This is a genomic window from Flavobacterium frigidum (genome assembly GCF_048286795.2).
This window is the reverse complement of record NZ_JBLVPT020000001.1, coordinates 373976-398051: the sequence shown is the minus strand read 5'-3', so window position 1 is coordinate 398051 and position 24076 is coordinate 373976. Positions and strand designations below refer to the sequence as shown.

Here is a 24076-nt window from a genome sequence, read left to right as displayed (position 1 = left end):
TTGTATGAATTTATTTTATCAAGCTAGATCCGTTTACTGTTGACCAGTTACCTCCTGACAAGCTTGCACCAGTAGCGGTTGTAGTAGGAGACCAGTTTGTTGATGGTATAAAACTTGCTGCACTTACAGTAAATGTTGAAGCTCCTGAAATAAATGTATTATCAGAATTTGTTGCATTTACGTTAGTCAATTTTATTTTCCCTCCTTCAACTTGATTCTTGAAAGTTGCTAAATCTAAGATCTGAATAACACCACCATTTTTTGCAGTAGGAGTAGTTTGATTTTTGTAACCATCGATAATGATATTACTGTAATCTCCATTACCTTCTTTTTTAAACTGAAAAGCATCTAACTGTATTTCACCTTGCGCCTCAGTACTTGTTCCTGCAGCTCTCTTTAGTGTTATGTTTGTAACTTTAGGAAAGAATGCATTATTAACACTCTTAGCTTCAATTTCCATACCGTAGTTACCAACTACTTCTTGATATGCATACCAGTTCGTATTGTCTTGACCTCTCCATCCATCTTGCCAGTCAAAAGCGTCATCTGAATTTCCGTAAGAAATCAAATTTTTAGCACTAACAGTTCCACCGTAAAATTCGTATCCATCATCGTTACCTTTGTATGAAACTAAATTTTCTAATATAGTACCAGAACCTACAGAGTAAAAAGAGAAACCGTTTTGTTCTTTGTTATTTTGTGTAATTACTTGACCAGCATACTCTACTCTAACATATTTTAAAGTTCCGCCATTGTGCGTAGCATTAGATCCTCCGTAAGGCAATACCAATCCATCTTCAGATGTAGCTGTTTGTGGTGCTGGGGCAGAAGCAGAGTTTACAATAGGAGCATCTCCGTATATGATAATACCACCCCATGAACCCGCAGATTTAACTGATGATGTGAATACAATTGGTTCTGCAGCAGTTCCTACTGCAATTAGCTTTCCACCATTCAAAATCACAAATGCATCTTCACCATCTCCTGGGTTTGCTGTAATTGTAGATCCTGCCTCAAATGTAATAGTAACACCAGACGCCACTTTTGCAAAACCTTTAAGGGTATAATTTCCGAATGCGTAGGTTTTTGATACTGTTAAATCTCCAGTTATTTCTCCAACAACAGGAACTTTTACAGGTTCTGCAGCATCTTCACTTGGTGAACAAGCAGTAAATAGTGAAGCAACAATAGCTAAACTTAATGCAATTTTTTTCATAATTTTTTTGTTTAATTGTAAATTTCTTTTGGTAAAAGTATTTTAAAATTCTTTTCTAAAAGGTTCTAAATCGTTACTAAAACTTCATCAAAAAGATACCAAATTGTTACTGAAATGTTAACTAATTTTATCTAAAATGAATAGGAAACGTTCATTGAAAACCCTGTTCCTCTTGTGAAACTCTTAACTGTTAAATCTGTTTCGGTAATTGGCAGTGTGCTCTTTTCACCAAGTTTGATGCTGTATTTCGGGTTTAAGATGTTATCTATTGAAAATTTCGCATCCCATCTCTTTCCTAACTTATTGCTCCAAACTAAATCTAGTTTGTTAAAGGGCTGTTCGTAATAATGATCGAGACCATTTGTTCCTACAGCAAAAATTCTCTTGCCATAAACATTGTACACGAAGGAAACGGTGTTGCTCCAGTTTTTTGAAACTTCGAAATCATATTTTAAATCTGCATTGATTAACCATGGAGAAGCACCTTGTAATTTTCTGTTTGGATTTGTTTCAACAGAATTGCTTTCACTAATAGTAACTTTTGAGTACATCAATGAAGTGTTGAAACCAAAAGATAAATCTTTTAATTTGTCAGATATACGATCCAACTGGAGCAAAAATTCTAATTCAGCACCAACTAATAACGCTTTGTTGGAGTTGTCATAAGTTATGATTTGTCCGCCACTTCCTGCCGATTGTGTAAACAAACGCTCAATAGGATTTTGAATTAACTTAGAGAAAGTAGTAACTGCAATTAATTCTTTAGCTGTTGGGAACAATTCATATTTTAGATCAAAATTATAGTTGTCACTATTAATAATGTTTGTATTTCCATTTTCAATCGTTCCGTCTAAATTTACAAATTCCAATGGATAGGCCTCCATAATAACTGGCCTAGTAATTGTTTTGGCAGCAGCAAATCTTAAATTAGAAGTTTCGTTGAATTTGTATTTCATATTCAAGGAAGGCAAAATATCTAATCCAGACACAATTTTTTTCTGGTACGGATCATTAAAAGAACCAGGGTTTTTATACCAAGTTTCTCTATTACTTTGCTCTACTCTTACCCCAACATTTAGTTCATATACGTCGCTCAATTTTAGCGCAAGGTCAGTATAACCAGCATTAACATATTCAAATAATTTTGCTTTGAAAGTTGCATTAGTTCCTTCTCTATAGGTAAATTTATTATTAGTGATCTCTGTTGCTAATGTTGCATCTGGAGAATTTGTTGGGAAAGAAACTGCATTCGAGTTCACTCTCTCTGACACTAAAAATCTAAAACTAGATTCCATGCTATTTACATAAGCGTTATAACCAACGGTTAATTTGTGAGCGTCTTTTGTTTCAGATTTTCCAAACAAATAGTTGTATTCTAACATACCTGCTACGTGAAATTTTCCGTCTACATCAAATGTTTGTCTGTATAAGCTATTTCCAGTATAACTAATTGCTGTAGTGTTATCATCTAGTAAAACACCTTTAAATGATTTCCTGTCCGGTAATTGGAAACCTGTTTTTGTGATCGAGATTCCCGCTTTAATGTTTTTTCTATCGTCTTTTGACACTTTGTAATTTCCAAATAATTGAGAGTTTAGGAAATCAGTTTCGGTCAATTGATTCATTCTAATAAAACCGTTACTGTTTACTGTGGCTGAATTGGTATAACCCAATTGGTCTTGGATCATATTTTCAGTGGATTTCAAATAAAAAGTATTCGATGTTAATTCGAGTCTATCTGTTTTGTAATTCAATGAAAATAACGCAGATGAGTTTGTGATGTATTTGTATTGTTTGTTGAACAAGTCATTGTCATAATTTCCTTGAGCAGCATTAAAAAAACGATCTACACCTTCTCTGTATTGAAATTTGTTGTCAAAATTAAAAGACACTAAATATTGCAATGAATTATTGTTTTTCCCAAATGTAAACTTTTGTGAGTTTAATATTCCAAAACTTGTATTTAGCGGTGATTTACTTTGTTCTACATCGTATCCAGAACCAAATTGAGTTAATGATTCTTCTGCTGATAGAACTCTGTTACTTGGGACTCTTCCTAATACACTAGGAAAATCTCTTTCGTTTCCAGAAAAACCAAAGAAATCTGCCGTTGCGGTTGCATCCTTTGAGGTTAAAAATTTTCGCAAATTATTATTAGTGGTATAACCAGCTCCAAAGTTTATTTTAGTTATATTCTTAGATCCTTTTGATGTTGCAATATTAAAAGTTCCTCCAGCAAAATCGCCATAAAGATTGGTGTTGAAAGTCTTGTACGTTTCAATAACACCTACAATATCCGTTGGAAATAAGTCTAATGGGATAATTTTCTTGAACGGGTTGTTTGAGGGAACGGCTAAGTCGTTTATTAACAAACTGTTATAGCGATCTTCTAAACCTCTTACAAATAATCCTCTACCATCTACTTTAGTAATTCCAGTTACTTTAGTAAGACCTTCTTCTACATCGCTTACACCTTTGGCAGAAAGCTCTTGTGCACCTATTGATTGTTTAATGACTACAGCATTTTTCTGTTCTAATAGTAGAGCGGTCGCTTTCTCGCGATTCGCTTTTGCTTTTACAATTACATCTTTCAATGTATAGTTTCCTGAACCCAATGCTTTATCGATCGTTACTGTTTGATCGGCAATTACAGTAACGGGAACCTCTATAGTTTCATACCCTACAAAACTTAACTGTAACGTGTATGATCCTGATTCTATTTTTAGGGTGTATTTACCATCAATATCAGTGTTTGTCCCTATACTTGTTCCTTTAATAAGAACGTTTGCAAAAGGTAATGACTGATTGTTAGCCTCTTTGTCTGTTAACGTTCCAGTAATGGTCCCTTTGCTTTGCGAAAAAGAAATAGCTGTAAGTAATAACGTGAAAAATAGTAACTTGAATTTCATTTGTTTAAATTTTTTGCAAAGTAACGGTCAAAATGTAAAATTTGAGTTACTGACTTGTTATGCTTGTGTTGTGTTTTTGTTCCTAAAAACCATCCAATATTAAATTACGGTTAACAGCTTTTCGATACCTCATTTATGATTACATTTACCAATCAAAAACAATTTTTGGCGCTTTATGAAGAAAAAACACACCAAGATTTTATTAGTTGACGATGAGCCAGATATTCTAGAAATCGTAGGATACAACCTTTCTCTGGAAGGGTATCAAATTGTTACGGCGGTAAATGGTAAAGACGCTATAGTCAAAGCTAAAAAAGAACTTCCAGACCTTATTATTATGGATGTTATGATGCCGGAAATGGATGGAATGGAAGCTTGCGAAAATATTCGGAAAATTCCTGAACTGAGTAATGTTTTGATTACGTTCCTAACAGCAAGAAGTGAAGATTATTCTCAAGTTGCTGGTTTTGATGCCGGTGCTGATGATTATATCACAAAACCAATTAAGCCCAAGTTATTAGTCAGCAAAGTAAAAGCGCTACTACGACGCTTAAAAGACAAAGAGATTAATAGCGAAACACTTAATGTAGGTGGTATCGAAATTAATCGCGAAGAGTATAAAATTGTAAAGGACAATATTGAAATTGCTTTACCTAGAAAAGAGTTTGAATTGTTCTATTTATTGGCTTCAAAGCCGGGGAAAGTTTTTAAACGCGATGAAATTTTAGATAAAGTTTGGGGCAACGAAGTTGTGGTTGGTGGCAGAACTATTGATGTGCATATTCGTAAACTGCGCGAAAAAATTGGAGAGGAATTGTTTAAAACCATAAAAGGAGTAGGATACAAGTTTGAAGTGTAAATGACAATAAATTTTAAAAAAACATATCGCTTCGCTGTAAAGTCTGCGCTTTATATTACCCTTTTTTCTACTGGATTAGTTAGCTTTTTGACCTATTTGTTTTTCAAATTTTCGTATCAATTTAGTTTGATTTTTGCTATCGCTATTGGTACATTTTCTTTTCTTGTTATTCAATATCGAGTAGAGCGTTTTATTTATAAAAAAGTAAAGAAAATATACGATGATGTTTCTTTACTCGAGTCAAGTACTTTTAGAAACCAGCCTATAACCACAGATATGGCAACGCTTACTCGAGAAGTAAAAAAGTTTGCAACAGATAAAAAACTAGAAATAGAAACGTTAAAAGTCCGTGAGGAATATCGAAGAGAATTTCTTGGCAACGTTTCCCATGAGCTGAAAACTCCTTTATTTACAGTACAGGGTTATTTGTCGACTTTGCTTGATGGTGCTATGAACGATAAAACCATTCGAAAAAAATACTTGGAACGCGCCGAAAAAGGAGTCGAAAGATTGATTTACATTGTGCAGGATTTAGACATGATTTCGAAACTTGAAATAGGAGATCTAAATTTAGAAATAGCCGAATTTGATATCGTAAAGCTCGTACAAAATGTTTTTGATTTGCTAGAAATGAAAGCCTCAAAAAAAGACATATTGCTCATGTTTGATATGCGATACAATAAACCCGTTATGGTGGTTGGAGATCAGGAAAAAATTCAACAAGTAGTCATGAATCTTGTTGTAAACTCAATTAAATACGGAAAAGAGAAAGGTTCGACCGAGGTTAGTATCGAGGATCTAACCAATGAAAAAGTTATTGTACGCATTACAGATAATGGTGAAGGAATAGAAAAGAAAAATATTCCTAGACTTTTTGAGCGATTTTATAGAGTGGATAAGAGTGGAGCCAGAACAGAAGGAGGTTCAGGTTTAGGATTGTCTATCGTGAAACATATTATTGAAGCACATGATGAGAAAATTTATGTAGACAGTACGTACGGTGTAGGTTCTGAATTTTCATTCACACTTGAGAAAACAAATCAAGTAAAAAAATAGCATAAAATCAAAGATTAAAACAATTTAAAAACCGATTCTTGTGAATCGGTTTTTTTTATTTTTGTGAACCAAAGTTTGATTATTTTTCAAAAACTTGGAATAAATTCTCCCAATTTATTTTAGAATTCATTTGAGGCAAACCTCTATAGTCTTCTATTTTTGCAAGATCTTCCATTTTGAAATCAGTTTGTGTGGCATAAGGCACCAATCTTTCAGTTTGGAATTTTTCAGCTAAGTATTCTTGCTCATACTGTCCGGGTGTGGGAATAAAGAAGGCTTTTTTTCTCAATTGAGCCAGATCCATAATGGTCGTATAACCAGAACGGCAAAGCACCATTTCACTTTCGTTAAAAGCTTGTTCTAACTCAGTTGAATTCATAAAGTTGTAATAGATAACAGTACCAATCGTTGTTATTTTTTGTTCTTTTTCGACATTTCCCTCAATGAAAATTACAGTGCCATTGTATTTAACTATTTCGGCTTTTAAGTGCTTTTCTAACATACCACGCTGTGGTTCCGGACCTGACAGTATTACAAGTAAATCGTATTTTTTTGGTACTAATTTCTTTTGGAGTCGGCTCAAAGGGCCAATGTATTTTGTTTTGAGATTGGGATGATTTACGTGGCCTAGTTTTCCGGTTAAATTTATTGTTCCATCAAGATCGGGCACCCAGCATTCCGAATATTTTTTTATGATTGTTTGATGTATTTTACTGGTGATCCAAGTGGTGTTGCCGGTTATCACATTCAATTGGTGTGTGATAAAAACAGAGGGGATTTTTTTGCTTAAAACACCCAATCTATTATCAGAAATGATACCGTCTATCGCATATTTCTCAACCCAATCTTGAATTATTTTTTTCTCCTGCTGAATGGCTCTTATCATTTTTGGGCCATTCTGTATTAGTTTCCATTTAAAATTGGCCCCATTCTCAGCATATTCAACATGGTAGGATGGGAGTTCGAGTGTTAGAACCGCCGGAAACTCTTTTCGTAGTAATGCAAGTGCAATTCCATCGGATGCAATTATAGGAATATAGTTGTTCTTAAGCAAAGCTCTTATGATAGGGATGCAGCGAGTTGCATGACCTAAACCCCAATTTAAAGGTGCGATTAAAATAGTTTTAGGTTCAGTTTTTATATTCATTTGTAATGATTTCAAATATTTCTTTGGGGGAAGATACAGTTGTTAAGACGTTTTAATATTTGTAAACTATTACTAAACTATTAAGTTATTAAATATTATTTCAGGACGCAACAATAGACTAAAATAAAGAAAGGCTATCTTTTTTAGATAGCCTTTCCAATATATTTTCTATAAAAATTATTCTTGTATATAGGTTTTATTTCCGTTTGAGTTAATATAATACTTTCCTCCTCGAGGTCCAGTATATACTTTTTTACCATTGTATTCTCCTGTTATTTTGTCGGCTACTTTAGGTGCTTTTTCGTTAGTTTCCTTGATTTTTTTTACTGATTTCGCACTTGTAGCTTTTTCTTTCACAGTTGTTTTAGCCGACGCTGCTTCATCTTTGGCAGTTTCTGCTTTTTCTTTAGCCGTTTTTTTAGCCGCAGTTGCTTTTTCTTTAGTTGTTGCTGCTTTATCTTTTACAGTTTTCGCTTCATTTTTGACTACTTTTTCTTTTGCAGTTTTCGCTTTTTCTTTAGCTGTAGTTGCTTTGTCTTTGGCAGCTTCTGCTTTGTCTTTTGCTGTTTTTTTAGATGTTACAGCTTTATCTTTTGCAGTTTCGGCTTTGTCTTTCGTTGTTTTCTCTTTAGCTGTAGTTGCTTTTTCTTTAGCACTTTCCGCTTTCTTTTTCGCTGTAGTTGCTTTTTCTTTGGCTGTAGCCGCTTTATCTTTCGCTGCTTCAGCTTTTTCTTTTTTGGCTTTTGCTAATTTTTCAGTTTTAGCTTTTGCTGCTTTTTTTTCAGCTGCAGTTTCTTGTGCATTCATATTCGCCGCTATAATAATCGCAAAAAAGAATAAAAGTAATTTTTTCATAATCGTTTTGTTTTAAGGTTATGTAATAAAAATAAGAAATAAATTGGTATTTGAATAAATTATTCTTGCAATTCTTCTTAAAAATAAGCTCTCAGTTGCACATTTCCAGTATGAATGGCTTGGCTCGTTTCGCTTTTACGTCCTTGGTAATTCAAGTTGATGTCTAAGAATTGAGTGATGTTTTTTTGCAAAAGCAATCTCCAAGTCAAGTTTTGTCCGGTTTGTAATCCCTCGAGCATTTGAAACCCAACTGCAGAAAACTCATTTCCTTCAAATTTATTTTGGTAAAAAGAAACTTCACCGTTCAGTGTTATTTTTTTAGTACTAGCGTAGGAAAAAGCGGTTCCAAAACGGTTTTGCACTAATATTTCGAAGACTCCAATTTGGTTTTTTTTACTTTGTAATTCATAAAAAATATCCCAACTGGTATTTTTAGAGAACAAATAACTGATTTTTGGTGCCAATTGAAATCCGTTTATCTCATAATTTTTTTCTGGAAAATTCTCAGATTGAATAGCAGTCTGAATTGTTTTGGCAAAAAAACCAAACAACCAACTTTTTTGATACAAATGGTTGTATTGCAATTGATGGGAATTATTTGTTGCTTCCTGAGAACCTATTGAGAGTAAGTTTTTTGTTTTATTTTGTAAATACGAATAGGTCATTGAATGGTTTTGCTTGCCTCGATTGTAAAACAAACTATTTCTAAAACTGGAATTTAATCCTAGTACATTTTCATTTGAGTTGCTGAACGGATTTAATTCGAAATTTACACCGTTACTTCTCGTTTTTCGGTCGATGATAAACGCAGTTTGATTATAAAAATAGGAAAGTAGTTTTTTTAATCCTTTTTCATTTTGCCATTGATTGGGGTTTATTGTCACCGATTGTGAAAACTTATTTTGGTGTGTTTTAATGTAAATTCGATTGGGTAAAAAGATCCGAATAAATGCTGCTTGATCTATAAATGGTGCGACCTCAAACTCCTGTAGTTCTTGAGCACCATTGCCGTTATAATCATTCCAAGTATAAACGCCTTGTCCTGCGGCAACTTTAAGGTAGGTAAATTCTTGTTGGGGAATACTTCCTGAGTTCGTTTCGTAAACCGAAGTGCTTTGAATTAATTGATTAAAAAAACGATCGGTGTACACTATTCTCGAATTTAAGGTAGGTTCTTTTTTTCGGGTTGGGTCTACAAAATCTAGGACTCTATAATTTGCATAAACAGATAAATCGTTTTTGTTGGTTTGTATTAATTTTGACTTCAGTCGAAAGGCTTGCGACGAGTTCACGCGTTGAATCCTATTTCCAGCACTTTGAGATTGCAAACTGTCATTGGTTCTTCTCAAGTATCCCAATTCGACAAAAATCTTGGTGCTATCGCCTCGTCCTGAAAAAATGCCATACTCGGTAAATTTATGACTTAAAGCCGAAAACTGGTTGGTTGTTTTGCTTTTCTCTTGGTTGTCTTCTAATCGAAGGCTGGAGCCAATCCAGTTTTTTTTGAAATGGAAACGCATTTGTGATTGGTTTCTTAAAAACTTCGATGATGAAATGGTGCCATCACTTTTTAGAAAGCTACCTTGATTTTGAAAAGACCAGCCTTTTAAACGAAAAACCCCATTTAATAGATGCCTATTACCCGAAAAATTTTCAGAAAAATCAAGTTTTTCAAACTGATATAGTAAAAGTCCTGATGTAATTGATTTGGGTTTTGGTTTTAAGTCAAATTGTAGTCCGGAAATGAGTAAACTTTGATTGCCAACACCCGCAGTTCCTATATTCCAGTCTCGATCAAATTCGATATTGTACAACCGTTCGACTGATCTAAAGTTTTTTTGTATCAATTGATAATTAGCAAAAGCATCGATTTGCCATTTCTTTGAATAAAGTCGCTGCTTAGTATTTATTTTTCCAGCTATACCTTTATTATTGGCGTCATCAATCGAAGAAAATAAATTTTGATCAGCATTGCTAATGCCAAACTCAAAATCGACAGCAGTTTTTTCCGTTGGTTTGTATTTTCCTAAAAAAGTTGCGATTTGAACTTTAGTTGGCGCAATAAGCTGAATTATAGGTTCGTAATTTCCTTGTGGAATACCATTTACAGGCGGGATGTATTCATAAACACGAGAAATTGTTGCAGAATTCGTTATTATGTAATTTCCAATATTGGTACCAACTAAAGTAAAGCGGACATTAAATAATTCTTGTAGCGCATCATTCGAATATTCGAAAATTTCGACGGCATTAAACACTGTTTTCCGATACAGTACTTTGTTTTCTGAATAGGTGTCACCGTACGCCGAAGGTGCTGTCATCAATCTAGGATTGTCTCCTGCATTTACTAATATTTGTGCTTGTTCCTGTGATAAATTTTGTTGCAAGGGTTGGTTTTTGACATCATTTTCTGAATACAAATAACCTCCAAAACTCCATTTCTTAGAGTCGTGCGTTGCTCCTGCATAGGTGACAAAACGGGTGTAATTGCGATCAGAAAATTGGTATTCTATGGCAATTCGCATTTCAGAAGTGATGGTGAAAAGCGGTGTAAATATAATTTCACCTGCATTATAATCGATCGTATAATCATTATTTTCGCCACGTTTTAATAAAGTTCCGTTGACGTAAACACGCTCAGAACCAGACACAACGAGTACGTATAATTCTCCATTTTGGCCTTTTAATTTGTAAGGGCCTTGGTTGCCTTCTTGTCCTAGAAAATTACTTTTGGCATATTGGCCGCGAACCAGTGCTGCAGATGCAAATACATTGGTTTTGTTAGCCTCAGTTCCAAAGTTGAAATTTGTGGCCAGTCCCTGTACTTTTTTATTGAAATTTAAGAATTGCGTTTTCTTATTTTCGAGAAAAATATCACCCGCACGAATGTTCCATTGATCACTAAATAGCTCCATAAATACATTGTCAAATTGATCTAATTTCTGGGAATATCCGCCATCTTGCAGCGGAATATTACTGTCTTGAATAGAAGCTCGTAAACTTACTTTCTCAGATATTTTACCGGTGATTTGTAAATCTAAATTCGAATTTAAAACCGCATTTTGATTGTTCCCTATGGTTATGCCACGGGTAATGCTTCCAGAAGTATTCAATCCATCAAATGGAATATTTTTTTTTGGGTTTTTGTTCTCTATTGTGTATAAATTGGCTTTGCCCGCTTCATTACTTACCACTTTACTCGGGTCGTAAATGCGATATTCTTTAGTGAGTATTTCAGGGAATTTTAAATATTGAATAGTCAGCGAATCAGAATTTACAAACCTGTTTTCTTTAAAAATCAAGGTCCCTTTTTTGAAATTCACCACAAAAAAAGTGCTATCAATGCTTTTTCCTTTGGCGTCAAGCAACTTGAAAAAACTGGAGTTTATACTTTCTTTTTCAATAAAAATAGTGTCGCGGGAAGGGAGAATTTTTTTGGTTTTGTAGAGCGAATTAATCTCCTGAGCATGGAGCCCAGAAAAACAGCTGATTACAATCCAAAAAAGTAATTTTTTCAACATAAATACTATAACTCGAAAGTATCAAAAGTAGTATTTATAATTTGATATTTAGAGCATGTTACAATGAGAAAATGAAATGTATGGATTCTCGTTTGGAGTATTTGGATTCACCTCTAAAAAAATAAAAAAAATGGGAATCAATGCACTTGATTCCCATTTTTAAGAAGTCGAAAATAATATGCTAAACTTCTTTTGTTACCACTTGCATGGTTTCACGACTCACTTGTTTCAATAAAACAACTTTGTTTTCTTCAACAGTTTGTGCCGCATTTTCGTTAAAGTGTCTAATGGTATATAAGGTTACATTTTCGTCAAATTCTACTTTGAATTTTTTGGATAAAATGGCATTCAAAGCTTTAAAATTATCAAATTTATCTTCAACACAGACAGAGAAACTTATGGCTGAATTTTGGATTAAGTTCACTTTTATTTTGAATTGATGGAACAACGCAAAAATTTCGCTGATGTTCTCTTCCATAATAAAGGAAAAATCGATAGAAGAAAGTGAAATTAAAAGTTGGTTTCTTTTAACAATAAAACAGGGCAAATATGGTTCTAAGTCGACTCCTTTAGAAACACTAGTTCCCGTTAGCAATGGGTTTATAAATGATTTTACATATAAAGGAATTTCCTTTTTTTGAAGCGGTTGCAGTGTTTTTGGATGAATGACCGTTGCGCCATAAAAAGCCAGTTCTATTGCTTCACGATACGAAATCTGATTCAATAAACTCGCGTTTTCAAAATATCGTGGATCGGCATTCATAACACCGGGAACATCTTTCCAGATTGTTACACTTTGCGCATTTAAGCAATAAGCAAAAATTGCGGCAGTATAATCGGAACCTTCACGTCCTAAAGTAGTGGTGAAATTATTCTCATCAGAACCTAAGAAACCTTGTGTAATATTTAATATTTTACGCTTTACGTTTTTAGAAATATTTTTTTGTGTCAATTCCCAATCGACTTCCGCATCTCTATAATTGGCATCCGTTTTTATGAAATTGCGAACATCTAGCCATTGTGTTTTTATGCCCATGAAATTCATGAAATGACTAAGAATAGTTGTCGAAATTAATTCACCGTAACTTACAATTTGGTCGTAAACAAAATTGTAATTGGGCGATTTATTGTGTGCCAAAAAATATTCTAAATCAGCAAATTGTGTATTTACAGCGACAAAAACATCATTTTTGTCATCTTCAAATAAATCCATCAAAATTTGATTGTGGTATTTTTTTACTTCTTGAACTGACGAATTTAACTCTGCTGATTTGTCAAAATAGTTTTTTATGACAATTTCTAGTGCATTCGTCGTTTTGCCCATTGCAGAAACAACCAACAATACATCTTCGTAGCCTACTTTTTGTAAAACGTCATATACGTTCTTGATTCCTGCAGCATCTTTAACAGAGGCTCCTCCAAATTTGAATACTCTCATACTACTATAAATTCCAATTATATAATTCTAAATTCCAGCTTTTAAATGCAACTGTAATTTTATTTTTTTAACTTATTTTCAATAAAATTGCTGATTCCTACTTCATCCATTTGCACTACATACCAATCACGAAGTACTTTGGCTCCTGACTTTTCATAAAATTCGATTGCGGGAGTATTCCAGTCTAGCACATTCCATTCCACACGGCGTACTTGGTCTTTTTTACCTTGTTTTATAATTTCAGAATACAACGCGTAGCCCAAACCAGTGCCACGCATTTTGTCTTTTACTACTAAATCTTCTAGATGTATTGTTTTTCCTTTCCAAGTCGAAAAGCGATAATAGTAAAGCGCGATACCTACAATTTGCATTCCTTGTTCCGCATCAGTAGAGTCATTATCAATTTCGGCTACAAAAACATGAAATAGAGGAACAGGGCCAAAACCATCGCGAATTAAATCATCAACAGTAACTAGAACAGCATCAGGTTCATTTTCAAATACCGCTAATTCTTGAATAAGTCCCAAAACTGCGTGCATATCTGCGGGTTTGCCCCTTCTAATATTCATAAAATTTTATTTTAATGATTCATAAATGCATTTTTATTGCATTTTTACTTATTTATTTTGAGTTTTATTCAGCAAATATACAATAGTGCCAAAGTAAATAAATAGTATTCAAATTGTTTTCACAAAAAAAACGATATTTGTGACTTCAAAATAACTACATCGATTTCGTAATGGAAGAACGCAACAAAACACTAGGAGAATTTATCATTGAGAATCAAAATGCTTTTCAATATTCATCAGGCGAATTATCCCGAATTATTAACTCTATTCGTTTGGCCGCCAAAGTAGTCAATTACAAAGTAAACAAAGCGGGTCTGGTTGATATTGTTGGAGCAGTTGGAGAACAAAACATACAAGGGGAAGACCAACAAAAATTGGATGTTTACGCTAATGAAGTGTTTATTCAAACGCTTATAAATCGTGAAATTGTATGTGGAATTGCCTCTGAAGAAAATGATGATTTTATCACAGTAGAAGGAAGCGATAACAGTCATAACAACAAATATGTGGTCTTGATGGATCCGCTTGACGGTTCTTCAAATATTGATGTTAATGTTTCTGTGGGAACAATATTTTCAGTGTATAGAAGAGTTACTCCAATAGGAACTCCAGTTACTCTTGAAGATTTTCTACAACCGGGAATCAATCAGGTTGCTGCGGGATATGTAATTTACGGAACTTCTACGATGTTAGTCTATACTACTGGTCATGGAGTTAATGGATTTACATTAAACCCTGCCATTGGAACTTTTTATTTATCGCATCCTAAAATGAAATTCCCAACAGACGGTCATATTTATTCTATAAATGAAGGGAATTATGTTCATTTTCCGCAAGGGGTTAAAGATTACATAAAATATTGTCAGTTTGAGGAAGGAGACAGACCTTATACTTCGAGATATATTGGAAGTCTGGTTTCAGATATTCACAGAAATATGATTAAAGGTGGAATTTATTTGTATCCTACCAGTTCTAAATCACCAAAAGGAAAATTGCGTTTGCTATATGAGTGCAACCCACTAGCATTTATTACAGAACAAGCAGGAGGTAAAGCTTCAGACGGTTTTAATAGAATCATGGAGATTGAGCCTACAGAATTGCATGAAAGAGTGCCGTTCTTTTGCGGAAGTTACAACATGGTTGAAAAAGCAGAAGAATTCATGTACAAAGCAAAATTAAGCAAGTACTAAAATACAGTTTTAATACAAAAGCTTCCTCTTTATGAAAATACCCCAAAAAGTTGATACTATTTGGGGTATTTTTATGCTTTAGAATTACTTATTCATGTTTTGCATTTCGAAAAGGAACGTGTCTAAATCTACTTTTTTGTCCACGAGCGTGAGGGCTTTGTGCACAATATAATTTACATTTTCAGCATTGAAACCAAGTGCCACTCCAAATTTTCTTAACAATAATTCTTGTATATCACCAAGATGGTGATCTACATGCACCATTCGTGCTAAATCAAATAAACGTTCTAGTTTTTGCTCGTGCAAATAAGGAGGGTTTATAGGATATTTTAAAGGATTTTCTAAAATTTCTTCATATTCTGCTGGAGAAATTTCCAATCGAACAGCCAGTTTGTCTAAAAATAATTTCTCTTCTGGAGTAAACGTATCGTCAGCAAGAGCTACACGAACAATAGCTGAAAAATGACCTTTATTCCTTTGTTTGAATTCGCTATCAAATAAATCTGAAAATGACATAGTTGTTGTTTTTTTATCTTACAAAGATAAATCTATTTTTAAATTAATGATTTTAAATTTTTTATATTTTTTTTGGAATTGATCTCACTTGAAGTGCATTTATTTTAAATAATGAAATCACTCATTTTCAAAATTAATCGTAAGTTTACAGACCCTATAGAAACCTAATATTGTAATCATGTCAGAGTTTTGGATTTACTTTCAAATTGGATTAAAACACGTTTTAGACATTCAGGCGTACGATCATGTTTTGTTTTTGATAGCATTAGCAATTCCTTTTACTTTTAAAGATTGGAAAAGAATAGTTCTTCTAGTAACACTATTTACAATTGGACATACGATGGCTTTGCTGCTTTCTGTTTTTGGAATAATTGCGATTAAAGTAAATGTTGTAGAATTATTAATTCCGATAACAATTCTAATAACAGCCTTGTTCAACCTTTTTACAACGGGAAAATCCAGTAAAAAAGAGAGTATAAATTTGGTTTTTTTTATCACGCTTTTTTTTGGAATAATTCATGGGTTGGGTTTTTCAAATTATTTCAAATCGATTTTGGGAGGTGATGCAACCTCAAAAATACTACCGCTATCAGAGTTTGCATTGGGTATTGAAGCAGCACAAATTGTTGTTGTTGTTGTAGTTTTGATAGTGTCTTATATTGTACAAACCATTTTTAGATTCTCCAAACGCGATTGGACTCTAGTAATGTCAGCCTTTATAATAGGAGTAGTAATTCCTTTAATAATACAAAGTGAAATCTGGATCAGATAAAATGAGCGAAAAAAAATTGAATAAATACGATAAAGCGTATTTAAGGATTGCAAAAGAATGGAGTTTATTATCGTATTGCAAGCGCAAGCAAGTGGGGGCAATTATTGTTCGGGACCGTATGATAATTTCTGATGGATATAATGGAACTCCAAGCGGTTTTGAAAATTGCTGTGAAGATGCGGAAGGTTTAACGCGTTGGGATGTTTTGCATGCTGAGGCAAATGCCATCCTTAAAGTAGCGCGATCAACCCAGTCCTGTGAGGGAGCGACGTTGTATATTACGCTTTCGCCTTGTAAAGAATGCAGCAAATTAATTCATCAATCTGGAATAAAAAGAGTGGTGTATCACAATGGGTATCGCGATGATTCTGGGATTCAGTTCTTAATAAAAGCAGGAGTTGAGGTGGAGCATATTCCAGTATTAGAAGAGTAAAATGGTGTCTTAACATGAAAAATAATCTAAAATATTTGCCCATTTTAATTTTCGCAACGCTCGCTCTGGGTTTTGTGTTGGGTGGAATGTTGAATTTTCCTAATGTTGCTGACTTTTCAAATAGAAATAATTCGAGAAGCAAGCTTAATAAACTCATTGATTTCATAGACAATGAATATGTCGATGATGTCAATACAGATTCGATTGTCAACTTAACAGTAGATAATATTTTGGCGCAGCTTGATCCTCATTCTGTTTATATTCCGCCGAGTGACCAACTAGAGGTGGCTGAAAGCATGCAAGGAAATTTCGTAGGAATAGGCGTGAACTTTTACATGTACAACGATTCGGTTGCGGTTATCAAACCAGTGGAGAATGGCCCTTCGGCAAAAGCTGGAATAAAAGCTGGAGATCGTATTTTGTATGCCGATAAAACCAAATTATTTGGGCGTAAACTGCCCAGTGATAGTTTATTTTCTAAACTAAAAGGAACGGTAGGTTCAGATATTGAACTTACTATATTCAGAAAATCGGAAGGCAAGAAACTTAAAATAAAAATAAAAAGGGATGTCATTCCGCTTAAAAGTGTAGACGTTGCCTTGTTGTTGAGTAATAAAACGGGATATATAAAAATAAATAGATTTGCAGAAACCACTTATAGAGAATTTATGGCAGGTTTGGCTAAACTCAAAAAACAAGGTGCACAATCACTTGTAATTGATGTACGCGATAATGGTGGTGGTTATATGGAGGAGGCGATTGCTATTGCCGATGAATTATTAATGGATAAACAATTGATCGTTTTTACCAAAAATAAAAATGGGAAGATAGACAAGACATTTGCAACCAAAAAAGGCAGTTTTGAAAACGGAAATGTATTTGTTTTAATAAACGAAAATAGCGCTTCGGCTAGTGAAATTCTTGCAGGAGCCATTCAAGATAATGATCGAGGAACCATAGTGGGTCGTCGTTCTTTTGGAAAAGGATTGGTACAGCGAGAAATGGATTTTGCAGATGGTTCAGCGGTTCGATTAACCATTGCAAGGTATTACACGCCAACAGGACGTTCTATTCAAAAACCCTATTCGAAAGGCAATGAGGATTACTTTAAGGAATCAGAGTCTCGTTTTGGCAATGGAGAATTGTATGAAAAAGATAGTATTAAAGTTGCGGACACACTAAAATTCAAAACAAAGAAGGGTAAAATTGTATACGGCGGTGGCGGAATAGTGCCTGATGTTTTTGTACCTCTTGAAGTAGAGCATGGCAATGAAAGTACGGCTTATTTACTGCAGTCAGGAATTCTGGGTAATTTTGTTTTTGTACAATTAGACAAAAACAGAAGCGCTTTTAATGGCCTTACCTTTGAGCAATTCAAAGTAAAAATGAATCAAACCGATGTGTATTTTAATTTGTTTCAGAAATTTATTTTAGAAAACGGATTGGATTTGAATTTCGGAAAAAGCAAATCATTAGTCAAAAGATACTTGTCTGCAGAATTTGCTCGACAGTTGTATGGGGAAACCTATTATTATCAAATTATTTTGAAAGAAGACGCGATGATTAAGGCAGCGGTCAAATAATTATCCGCCTTATTTTTCTCAGATAGAAATATAGTAAGTTCGAAGGGGTTGTATGGTGCCTTTACTATGCTGTTGGGTTTTTGATAATGATTAAAAACGAAACCCCAAGTTTCGAATTATCAAAAAGTGTGTCTTAAATCGAAGAAATTTTTTGATAAGTGAATAGGCCAAACCTTTTGTGCGTGATAAAGGATCTGTTTTTATAGAGCCCAATACCAGTGTGTACACTATTTCTAAAATGCCTGCGTTGATTAGAAGAACATCAAATCTAGTTACAGTTGCTCATTTGATTTCTCTTCAATCTTTTTGGCTGTTTTTAAAATTAAAAGAATCAAAACAGCACATAAAGAGGCTGCAATTCCAATAAAAGCAACTACGCTATCTCCTTGAAATGGATTTCTATAATCCAATAAAGTAACATTAAATATGATTAGCGCTACTGCTAATAACACCAAGATGTTAGTGAAAATTTTCATAATATGTTTTGTTTTTTTTGATGTATAAAAGTTTTTAATCGAAAATTGAATTTTCTTTTGAAAATATTTTAGGGAGTAAATTTATAAAAATTTATCTTATACGAACAAACCTTTAACATTCGCGGCGAATAATTTAACAGCTATTGCCAGAAGTACTACTCCAAATGTTTTTCGGATCACTCCAAGCCCATTCTCTCCAAGTATTTTTTCGATTTTAGAAGATGATTTCAATACAATGTAAACGAGGATAATATTTAAAAATATGGCAATAACAATGTTTATGGTTGAAAACTGAGATCGTAAGGATAGTAAAGTTGTCATTGTTCCTGCTCCAGCAATAAGTGGGAATGCTAATGGCACAATAGAGGCAGAGCTCGCTTCCTCATCACGGTAAATACGAATACCTAAAATCATTTCGAGTGCCAAAAAGAACAACACAAAAGAACCAGCAACGGCAAATGAGTTCACATCAATTCCTATTAAGTTCAATAATTCTTCTCCCACAAAAAGGAAAACAATCATAATAATACCAGCTACGATAGACGCTTTTTCAGATTCAATATGCCCATGCTTTGATCTTAAATCAACAATAATAGGAATAGTTCCTACGATATCAATTACTGCAAAAAGCACCATTCCAACTGTAATTATTTCTCTAAAATCGATGTTAAACATAGCTTTTTTTGTTTGCAAAGTTACGATTTTCACTAGATTTTTGATAATAATTACATTTTATTACACTAATTCTGATTCTTTTTTTTAGAGATTTTTTTTTTAGACAAATCGTGGCTTTAGAATTCTTGTAATGGGTACTATTATTGGGTTGTGTCCTATTGTAATTTAATTTTTTCTCTGGTTTTTTTAAAAGTTAAAGTTGGTTTGTTCCCAGAAATTTACAAGTTACTTTGACTACCTTTGCACTTTATAATCTCACTCCCCCAAAAGAATGTTTCAATTAGGAAAAACCATCGTCTCAGAAGACATACTCGGAAAAGATTTTGTTTGCAATTTGTCGGCCTGTAAGGGCGCTTGTTGCGTTGACGGGGATGCGGGTGCTCCTTTGAGCGTGGAGGAAACCAAGATCTTAGAAGAAATTTATCCTAAGGTAAAACCATTTTTACGTAAACAAGGAATTGCTGCTATCGAAGCACAAGGAACTTGGACCGTAGGTACCGATGGTGATCTTGAAACGCCACTTATTGATAATAAAGATTGTGCGTATGTCATTTTTGATGGCAAAACCGCTTTGTGTGGGATCGAGCAAGCCTATAATCAAGGGATAATCGATTGGAAAAAACCGGTTTCCTGTCATTTGTATCCAATACGTATAAAAGATTTTACGGAGTTTGCTGCCGTTAATTATGACAAATGGGATATTTGTGATCCGGCCTGTTCCTTAGGTCAGGAGTTGGAAGTACCTGTTTATAAATTTGTCAAAGAAGCGTTGGTTAGAAAATTTGGTGAGGACTGGTACGCAGAGTTAGAAACGGTTGCAGAAGAGTATAAAAACAATTCAAAATAGATAAAAAAGTTCTTGTTTTCTATTTTAAAATCCTATATTTTACAGTACTTAAGAGCCTTTTGTGAATTATAAAATACTGATTTACAGTTTTTTATAATTTATAAAATTTCGCTGACTTTTTTTCTCTTTGTTAAAAACTAGTGGCGATTGTGGATAAGTTTGGCTTTCAATTCCGGCAATATTTTACAACCTTTGTAATCCCCAGAAAGCATAAAATTTCGTTAAAATCACAACAAAATAAAAAAATAAAATGACACAAGTGGAACCAATATTGCAAGAGAATAAGAATCGTTTCGTGATTTTTCCGATCAAACATCATGACATTTGGGAGTGGTATAAAAAGATGGAAGCTAGTTTTTGGACTGCAGAGGAGATCGATTTATCACAAGATTTGAATGACTGGAATAACAAACTTTCGGATGAGGAGCGTTATTTTGTAAAACACATATTAGCATTTTTTGCTGCTTCGGATGGGATTGTAAACGAAAATTTGGCAGAGAATTTTGTAAACGAGGTACAATATGCAGAGGCAAAGTTTTTTTATGGCTTTCAAATCATGATGGAAAACATTCATAGCGAAACCTACTCGTTATTAATTGATACTTACGTGAAAGACGAAGCCGAGAAAGATGAGTTGTTCAATGCGCTTGAAGTTTTTCCTGCTATTAAGAAAAAAGCAGACTGGGCTTTGAAATGGATTGAATCGGATTCGTTTGCAGAGCGTTTGATTGCTTTTGCAGCGGTAGAAGGTATCTTTTTCTCAGGTGCATTTTGTTCTATTTACTGGTTGAAAAAACGTGGTTTAATGCCTGGACTTACGTTTTCGAACGAGTTGATTTCTCGTGACGAAGGTGTACACTGTGATTTTGCGGTACACTTGCACAACCACCACTTGGTTAACAAAGTACCAAAAGATAGAATTAGAGAAATTATTGTAGATGCTTTAAATATTGAAAGAGAGTTTATCACGGAGTCTCTTCCGGTTTCTTTAATTGGAATGAACGCAGGATTGATGACACAGTACTTGGAGTTTGTAGCGGATCGTTTATTAGTAGAATTAGGTTGCGACAGAGAATACAACACAGCGAATCCTTTTGATTTTATGGATATGATTTCATTGCAAGGAAAAACCAATTTCTTTGAGAAAAAAGTAGCTGAATACCAAAAAGCAGGTGTAATGAACACTGATGAAGAAGCACAAAAAATAACATTCGACGCTGATTTTTAATCGGTTTTGACTATGGCTATTATCTTCCTAGCCCCGATGGAAGGGAAAATCCTTTCTAGTCCTGATTTTTTTCAGGACTAGAAAGATTGGAATGACAGCGGGATTAGCTCCCGAAAATAAAGAAACTGAACTTTAATCAAAATCAGTACCCAACAATAGTAGTTACTGCCACAAAAGTTGTGGTGGTTATGCTAGCAAATAATCAACAAATAACTAAAAACAGCGAAGGGATTTTCTGTTTTTAAAAAAACAAAAAAGTATGTACGTAGTAAAAAGAGATGGCCACAAAGAGCCGGTAATGTTCGACAAAATCACAGATAGAATTAAGAAGCTATGTTATGGTTTGAACGATTTGGTTGACGCCGTAAAAGTAGCGATGCGTGTTATTGAAGGTCTTTATGATGGAGTTTCTACGTCAGAATTAGATAATCTTGCTGCCGAAACTGCTGCTTCGATGACGATTGCGCACCCAGATTACGCGCAGTTGGCGGCCCGAATTGCGATCTCAAATTTACACTCGAACACTAAAAAATCATTCTCTGAGACGATGAATGATATGTTTAATTATGTAAACCCAAGAAACGGTCAATACGCTCCGTTACTATCTGAGGAAGTGCATAAAGTGATTATGGATAACGCTGAGTTTTTAGACTCGCACATTATATACAACAGAGATTTCAACTACGATTATTTTGGTTTTAAAACACTAGAAAGATCGTATTTGCTTAAAATAAACGGTAAAATTGTTGAGCGTCCGCAGCACATGTTGATGCGTGTATCGGTGGGAATTCATTTAGATGATTTAAAATCAGTGATTGAAACCTACGACTTAATGTCGAAAAAATTCTTTACTCATGCTACGCCTACCTTATTTAATGCCGGTACTCCAAAACCTCAAATGTCGAGTTGTTTCCTATTGGCGATGCAAGATGACAGTATTGATGGGATTTATGATACGTTGAAACAAACAGCCAAAATTTCGCAATCAGCAGGTGGAATTGGACTTTCTATTCACAACGTGAGAGCAACAGGATCGTATATTCGTGGGACTAACGGAACTTCAAATGGAATTGTTCCGATGTTGCGTGTGTTTAATGATACCGCTCGTTACGTAGATCAAGGTGGTGGAAAACGTAAAGGTAGTTTTGCGATTTACATAGAAACGTGGCATGCAGACATCTTTGATTTCCTAGACTTGAAAAAGAATACTGGAAAAGAAGAAATGCGTGCAAGAGATTTGTTTTTTGCTATGTGGACTTCGGATTTATTTATGAAACGCGTTCAGGAAGATAGTTATTGGACCTTGATGTGTCCTAACGAATGTCCGGGCTTGTATGATGTGCATGGAGAAGAGTTCGAAAAAATGTACACCGATTATGAAAAAGCGGGTAAAGGTAGAAAAACCATCAAAGCGCATGAATTGTGGGAGAAAATCCTAGAGTCGCAAATTGAGACAGGAACGCCATACATGTTGTACAAAGATGCAGCCAACCGCAAATCGAACCAAAAAAATCTAGGTACTATTCGCTCGTCGAATTTGTGTACTGAGATTATGGAGTTTACTTCAAAAGACGAAATTGCTGTATGTAACTTGGCTTCGTTGTCATTGCCAATGTTTGTTGAAAACGGAGCATTCAATCACGATTTGTTTTATACCGTAACCAAGCGTGTAACTCGCAACTTAAATAAAGTAATTGACAGGAATTATTATCCGGTTAAAGAAGGAGAAAACTCTAATAAACGTCACCGTCCAATTGGTTTAGGTGTGCAAGGACTTGCTGATGCATTTATCATGTTACGTTTACCGTTTACAAGTGATGAGGCCAAAAAACTGAATCAAGAAATTTTTGAAACCATGTACTTTGCGGCTGTAACAGCATCGATGGAAATGGCTAAAGAAGAAGGACCATATTCAAGTTTTGCGGGATCGCCTATTTCACAAGGGGAATTTCAGTACAATTTATGGGGATTAACCGATGCTGATTTATCAGGACGTTGGGACTGGTCTTCGCTTCGTAAAGAAGTAATGGAGCACGGTGTTCGCAACTCCTTATTAGTAGCACCTATGCCTACTGCTTCTACATCACAAATTTTGGGGAACAACGAAGCTTTTGAGCCGTATACTTCAAATATTTATACCAGACGTGTGCTTTCGGGTGAGTTTATAGTGGTAAACAAACACTTACTTCACGATTTAGTAGAACGTGGCTTGTGGAACGAAACATTGAAACAAGAGTTAATGCGTAACAACGGATCTGTGCAAGCGCTTGATATTCCTCAGGATTTGAAAGAATTGTACAAAACCGTTTGGGAAATGTCTATGAAAGACATTATTGATATGTCACGCCAGCGTGGGTATTTTGTAGATCAGTCGCAATCGTTGAACTTGTTCATGCAAAATGCTAATTATGCTAAATTAACTTCAATGCATTTTTATGCATGGCAATCAGGTCTTAAAACCGGAATGTATTATTTAAGAACAAAAGCGGCCGTTGATGCTATTAAATTTACATTAAACAACGATAAAAAAGTTGAGCCTATAGAGGTAAAAGCGCAGCCTATTCAAGAAAGATTAGAAGCTATTGCCGTTTTAAATGAACCTGCAGAAATGAACGCTGATGAATACAGAGCAATGATCGAACTAGCTAAGAATGCCGGTCCAGAGGAATGTGAAATGTGTGGATCGTAGATAAAGATTAAAAAACATTCAAACAAACAGCTATCATTTTTTGGTAGCTGTTTTTTTTGGAGCTGTTTCCTGCTATTCGTTACAATCTTATACGCCA

At 34.4% G+C, this 24076-nt stretch carries 19 protein-coding genes; 9 read left to right on the top strand and 10 right to left on the bottom strand.

Annotated features, from left to right (window positions below; genetic code table 11):
• Window positions 1-10: 10 nt before the first annotated feature.
• Window positions 11-1216 (bottom strand): hypothetical protein, encoded by a 1206-nt coding sequence (locus ACNQGB_RS01810; protein ID WP_417945429.1) that lies wholly within the window; start codon window positions 1214-1216, stop codon window positions 11-13.
• Window positions 1217-1347: 131 nt separating this feature from the next.
• On the bottom strand, window positions 1348-4125 hold the full coding sequence (locus tag ACNQGB_RS01805) for a TonB-dependent receptor (RefSeq protein WP_417945430.1): 2778 nt from the start codon (window positions 4123-4125) through the stop codon (window positions 1348-1350).
• A 175-nt stretch (window positions 4126-4300) separates the two neighbouring features.
• Here ACNQGB_RS01805 and ACNQGB_RS01800 point away from each other — a divergent pair, with 175 nt between their 5' ends.
• Window positions 4301-4984 (top strand): response regulator transcription factor, encoded by a 684-nt coding sequence (locus tag ACNQGB_RS01800; RefSeq protein WP_309759283.1) that lies wholly within the window; start codon window positions 4301-4303, stop codon window positions 4982-4984.
• Window positions 4985-6040 carry a sensor histidine kinase gene (locus ACNQGB_RS01795; protein WP_417945431.1) on the top strand — a complete coding sequence of 352 codons (1056 nt, stop codon included), beginning with the start codon at window positions 4985-4987 and terminating at the stop codon, window positions 6038-6040.
• Window positions 6041-6119: 79 nt separating this feature from the next.
• On the opposite strand, the gene ACNQGB_RS01790 is transcribed toward ACNQGB_RS01795, so the two are convergent.
• From ACNQGB_RS01790 to ACNQGB_RS01770, 5 genes are all read right to left on the bottom strand, one after another.
• Window positions 6120-7187 (bottom strand): glycosyltransferase, encoded by a 1068-nt coding sequence (locus ACNQGB_RS01790; RefSeq protein WP_417945433.1) that lies wholly within the window; start codon window positions 7185-7187, stop codon window positions 6120-6122.
• 177 nt (window positions 7188-7364) lie between these two features.
• Window positions 7365-8042 carry a hypothetical protein gene (locus ACNQGB_RS01785; RefSeq protein ID WP_417945435.1) on the bottom strand — a complete coding sequence of 226 codons (678 nt, stop codon included), beginning with the start codon at window positions 8040-8042 and terminating at the stop codon, window positions 7365-7367.
• 77 nt (window positions 8043-8119) lie between these two features.
• Window positions 8120-11563, bottom strand: coding sequence for a hypothetical protein (locus tag ACNQGB_RS01780; RefSeq protein WP_417945436.1), 3444 nt, complete (start codon window positions 11561-11563; stop codon window positions 8120-8122).
• Window positions 11564-11744: 181 nt separating this feature from the next.
• Window positions 11745-13001: an aspartate kinase gene (locus ACNQGB_RS01775; RefSeq protein WP_417945437.1), complete on the bottom strand. Its 1257-nt coding sequence runs from the start codon at window positions 12999-13001 to the stop codon at window positions 11745-11747.
• Between the two features lie 59 nt (window positions 13002-13060).
• On the bottom strand, window positions 13061-13570 hold the full coding sequence (locus ACNQGB_RS01770; RefSeq protein WP_417945439.1) for a GNAT family N-acetyltransferase: 510 nt from the start codon (window positions 13568-13570) through the stop codon (window positions 13061-13063).
• Window positions 13571-13740: 170 nt separating this feature from the next.
• Here ACNQGB_RS01770 and fbp point away from each other — a divergent pair, with 170 nt between their 5' ends.
• Window positions 13741-14760, top strand: a complete 1020-nt coding sequence (gene fbp / locus ACNQGB_RS01765) for a class 1 fructose-bisphosphatase (protein WP_417945441.1) — start codon at window positions 13741-13743, stop codon at window positions 14758-14760.
• Window positions 14761-14844: 84 nt separating this feature from the next.
• Here fbp and ACNQGB_RS01760 read toward each other — a convergent pair whose 3' ends face one another.
• The gene (locus ACNQGB_RS01760; protein ID WP_309757407.1) at window positions 14845-15276 is read right to left on the bottom strand and encodes a TerB family tellurite resistance protein; all 432 of its coding nucleotides are present in this window, start codon (window positions 15274-15276) and stop codon (window positions 14845-14847) included.
• 178 nt (window positions 15277-15454) lie between these two features.
• Here ACNQGB_RS01760 and ACNQGB_RS01755 point away from each other — a divergent pair, with 178 nt between their 5' ends.
• The 3 genes from ACNQGB_RS01755 to ACNQGB_RS01745 are packed head-to-tail and all read left to right on the top strand — an operon-like array spanning window position 15455 to window position 18064.
• On the top strand, window positions 15455-16048 hold the full coding sequence (locus tag ACNQGB_RS01755) for a HupE/UreJ family protein (RefSeq protein WP_417945443.1): 594 nt from the start codon (window positions 15455-15457) through the stop codon (window positions 16046-16048).
• Between the two features lies 1 nt (window position 16049).
• Window positions 16050-16481, top strand: a complete 432-nt coding sequence (locus ACNQGB_RS01750) for a deoxycytidylate deaminase (protein ID WP_417945445.1) — start codon at window positions 16050-16052, stop codon at window positions 16479-16481.
• A 14-nt stretch (window positions 16482-16495) separates the two neighbouring features.
• Window positions 16496-18064, top strand: coding sequence for a S41 family peptidase (locus tag ACNQGB_RS01745; RefSeq protein ID WP_417945447.1), 1569 nt, complete (start codon window positions 16496-16498; stop codon window positions 18062-18064).
• Between the two features lie 272 nt (window positions 18065-18336).
• Here the strand turns inward: ACNQGB_RS01745 and ACNQGB_RS01740 are convergent, their stop codons facing one another.
• Together ACNQGB_RS01740 and ACNQGB_RS01735 are read right to left on the bottom strand one after the other, a co-directional pair.
• Window positions 18337-18540 (bottom strand): hypothetical protein, encoded by a 204-nt coding sequence (locus ACNQGB_RS01740; protein ID WP_309758472.1) that lies wholly within the window; start codon window positions 18538-18540, stop codon window positions 18337-18339.
• A gap of 96 nt (window positions 18541-18636) precedes the next feature.
• Complete coding sequence (locus ACNQGB_RS01735) at window positions 18637-19215, bottom strand: MarC family protein (RefSeq protein ID WP_417945467.1); 579 nt, start codon at window positions 19213-19215, stop codon at window positions 18637-18639.
• A 271-nt stretch (window positions 19216-19486) separates the two neighbouring features.
• Here ACNQGB_RS01735 and ACNQGB_RS01730 point away from each other — a divergent pair, with 271 nt between their 5' ends.
• The 3 genes from ACNQGB_RS01730 (at window position 19487) to ACNQGB_RS01720 (ending at window position 23979) form a co-directional block, all read left to right on the top strand.
• Complete coding sequence (locus tag ACNQGB_RS01730) at window positions 19487-20062, top strand: DUF3109 family protein (protein WP_417945449.1); 576 nt, start codon at window positions 19487-19489, stop codon at window positions 20060-20062.
• Window positions 20063-20312: 250 nt separating this feature from the next.
• Complete coding sequence (locus ACNQGB_RS01725; RefSeq protein ID WP_144889710.1) at window positions 20313-21290, top strand: ribonucleotide-diphosphate reductase subunit beta; 978 nt, start codon at window positions 20313-20315, stop codon at window positions 21288-21290.
• Window positions 21291-21549: 259 nt separating this feature from the next.
• Complete coding sequence (locus tag ACNQGB_RS01720; protein ID WP_417945451.1) at window positions 21550-23979, top strand: ribonucleoside-diphosphate reductase subunit alpha; 2430 nt, start codon at window positions 21550-21552, stop codon at window positions 23977-23979.
• Window positions 23980-24076: the final 97 nt, after the last annotated feature.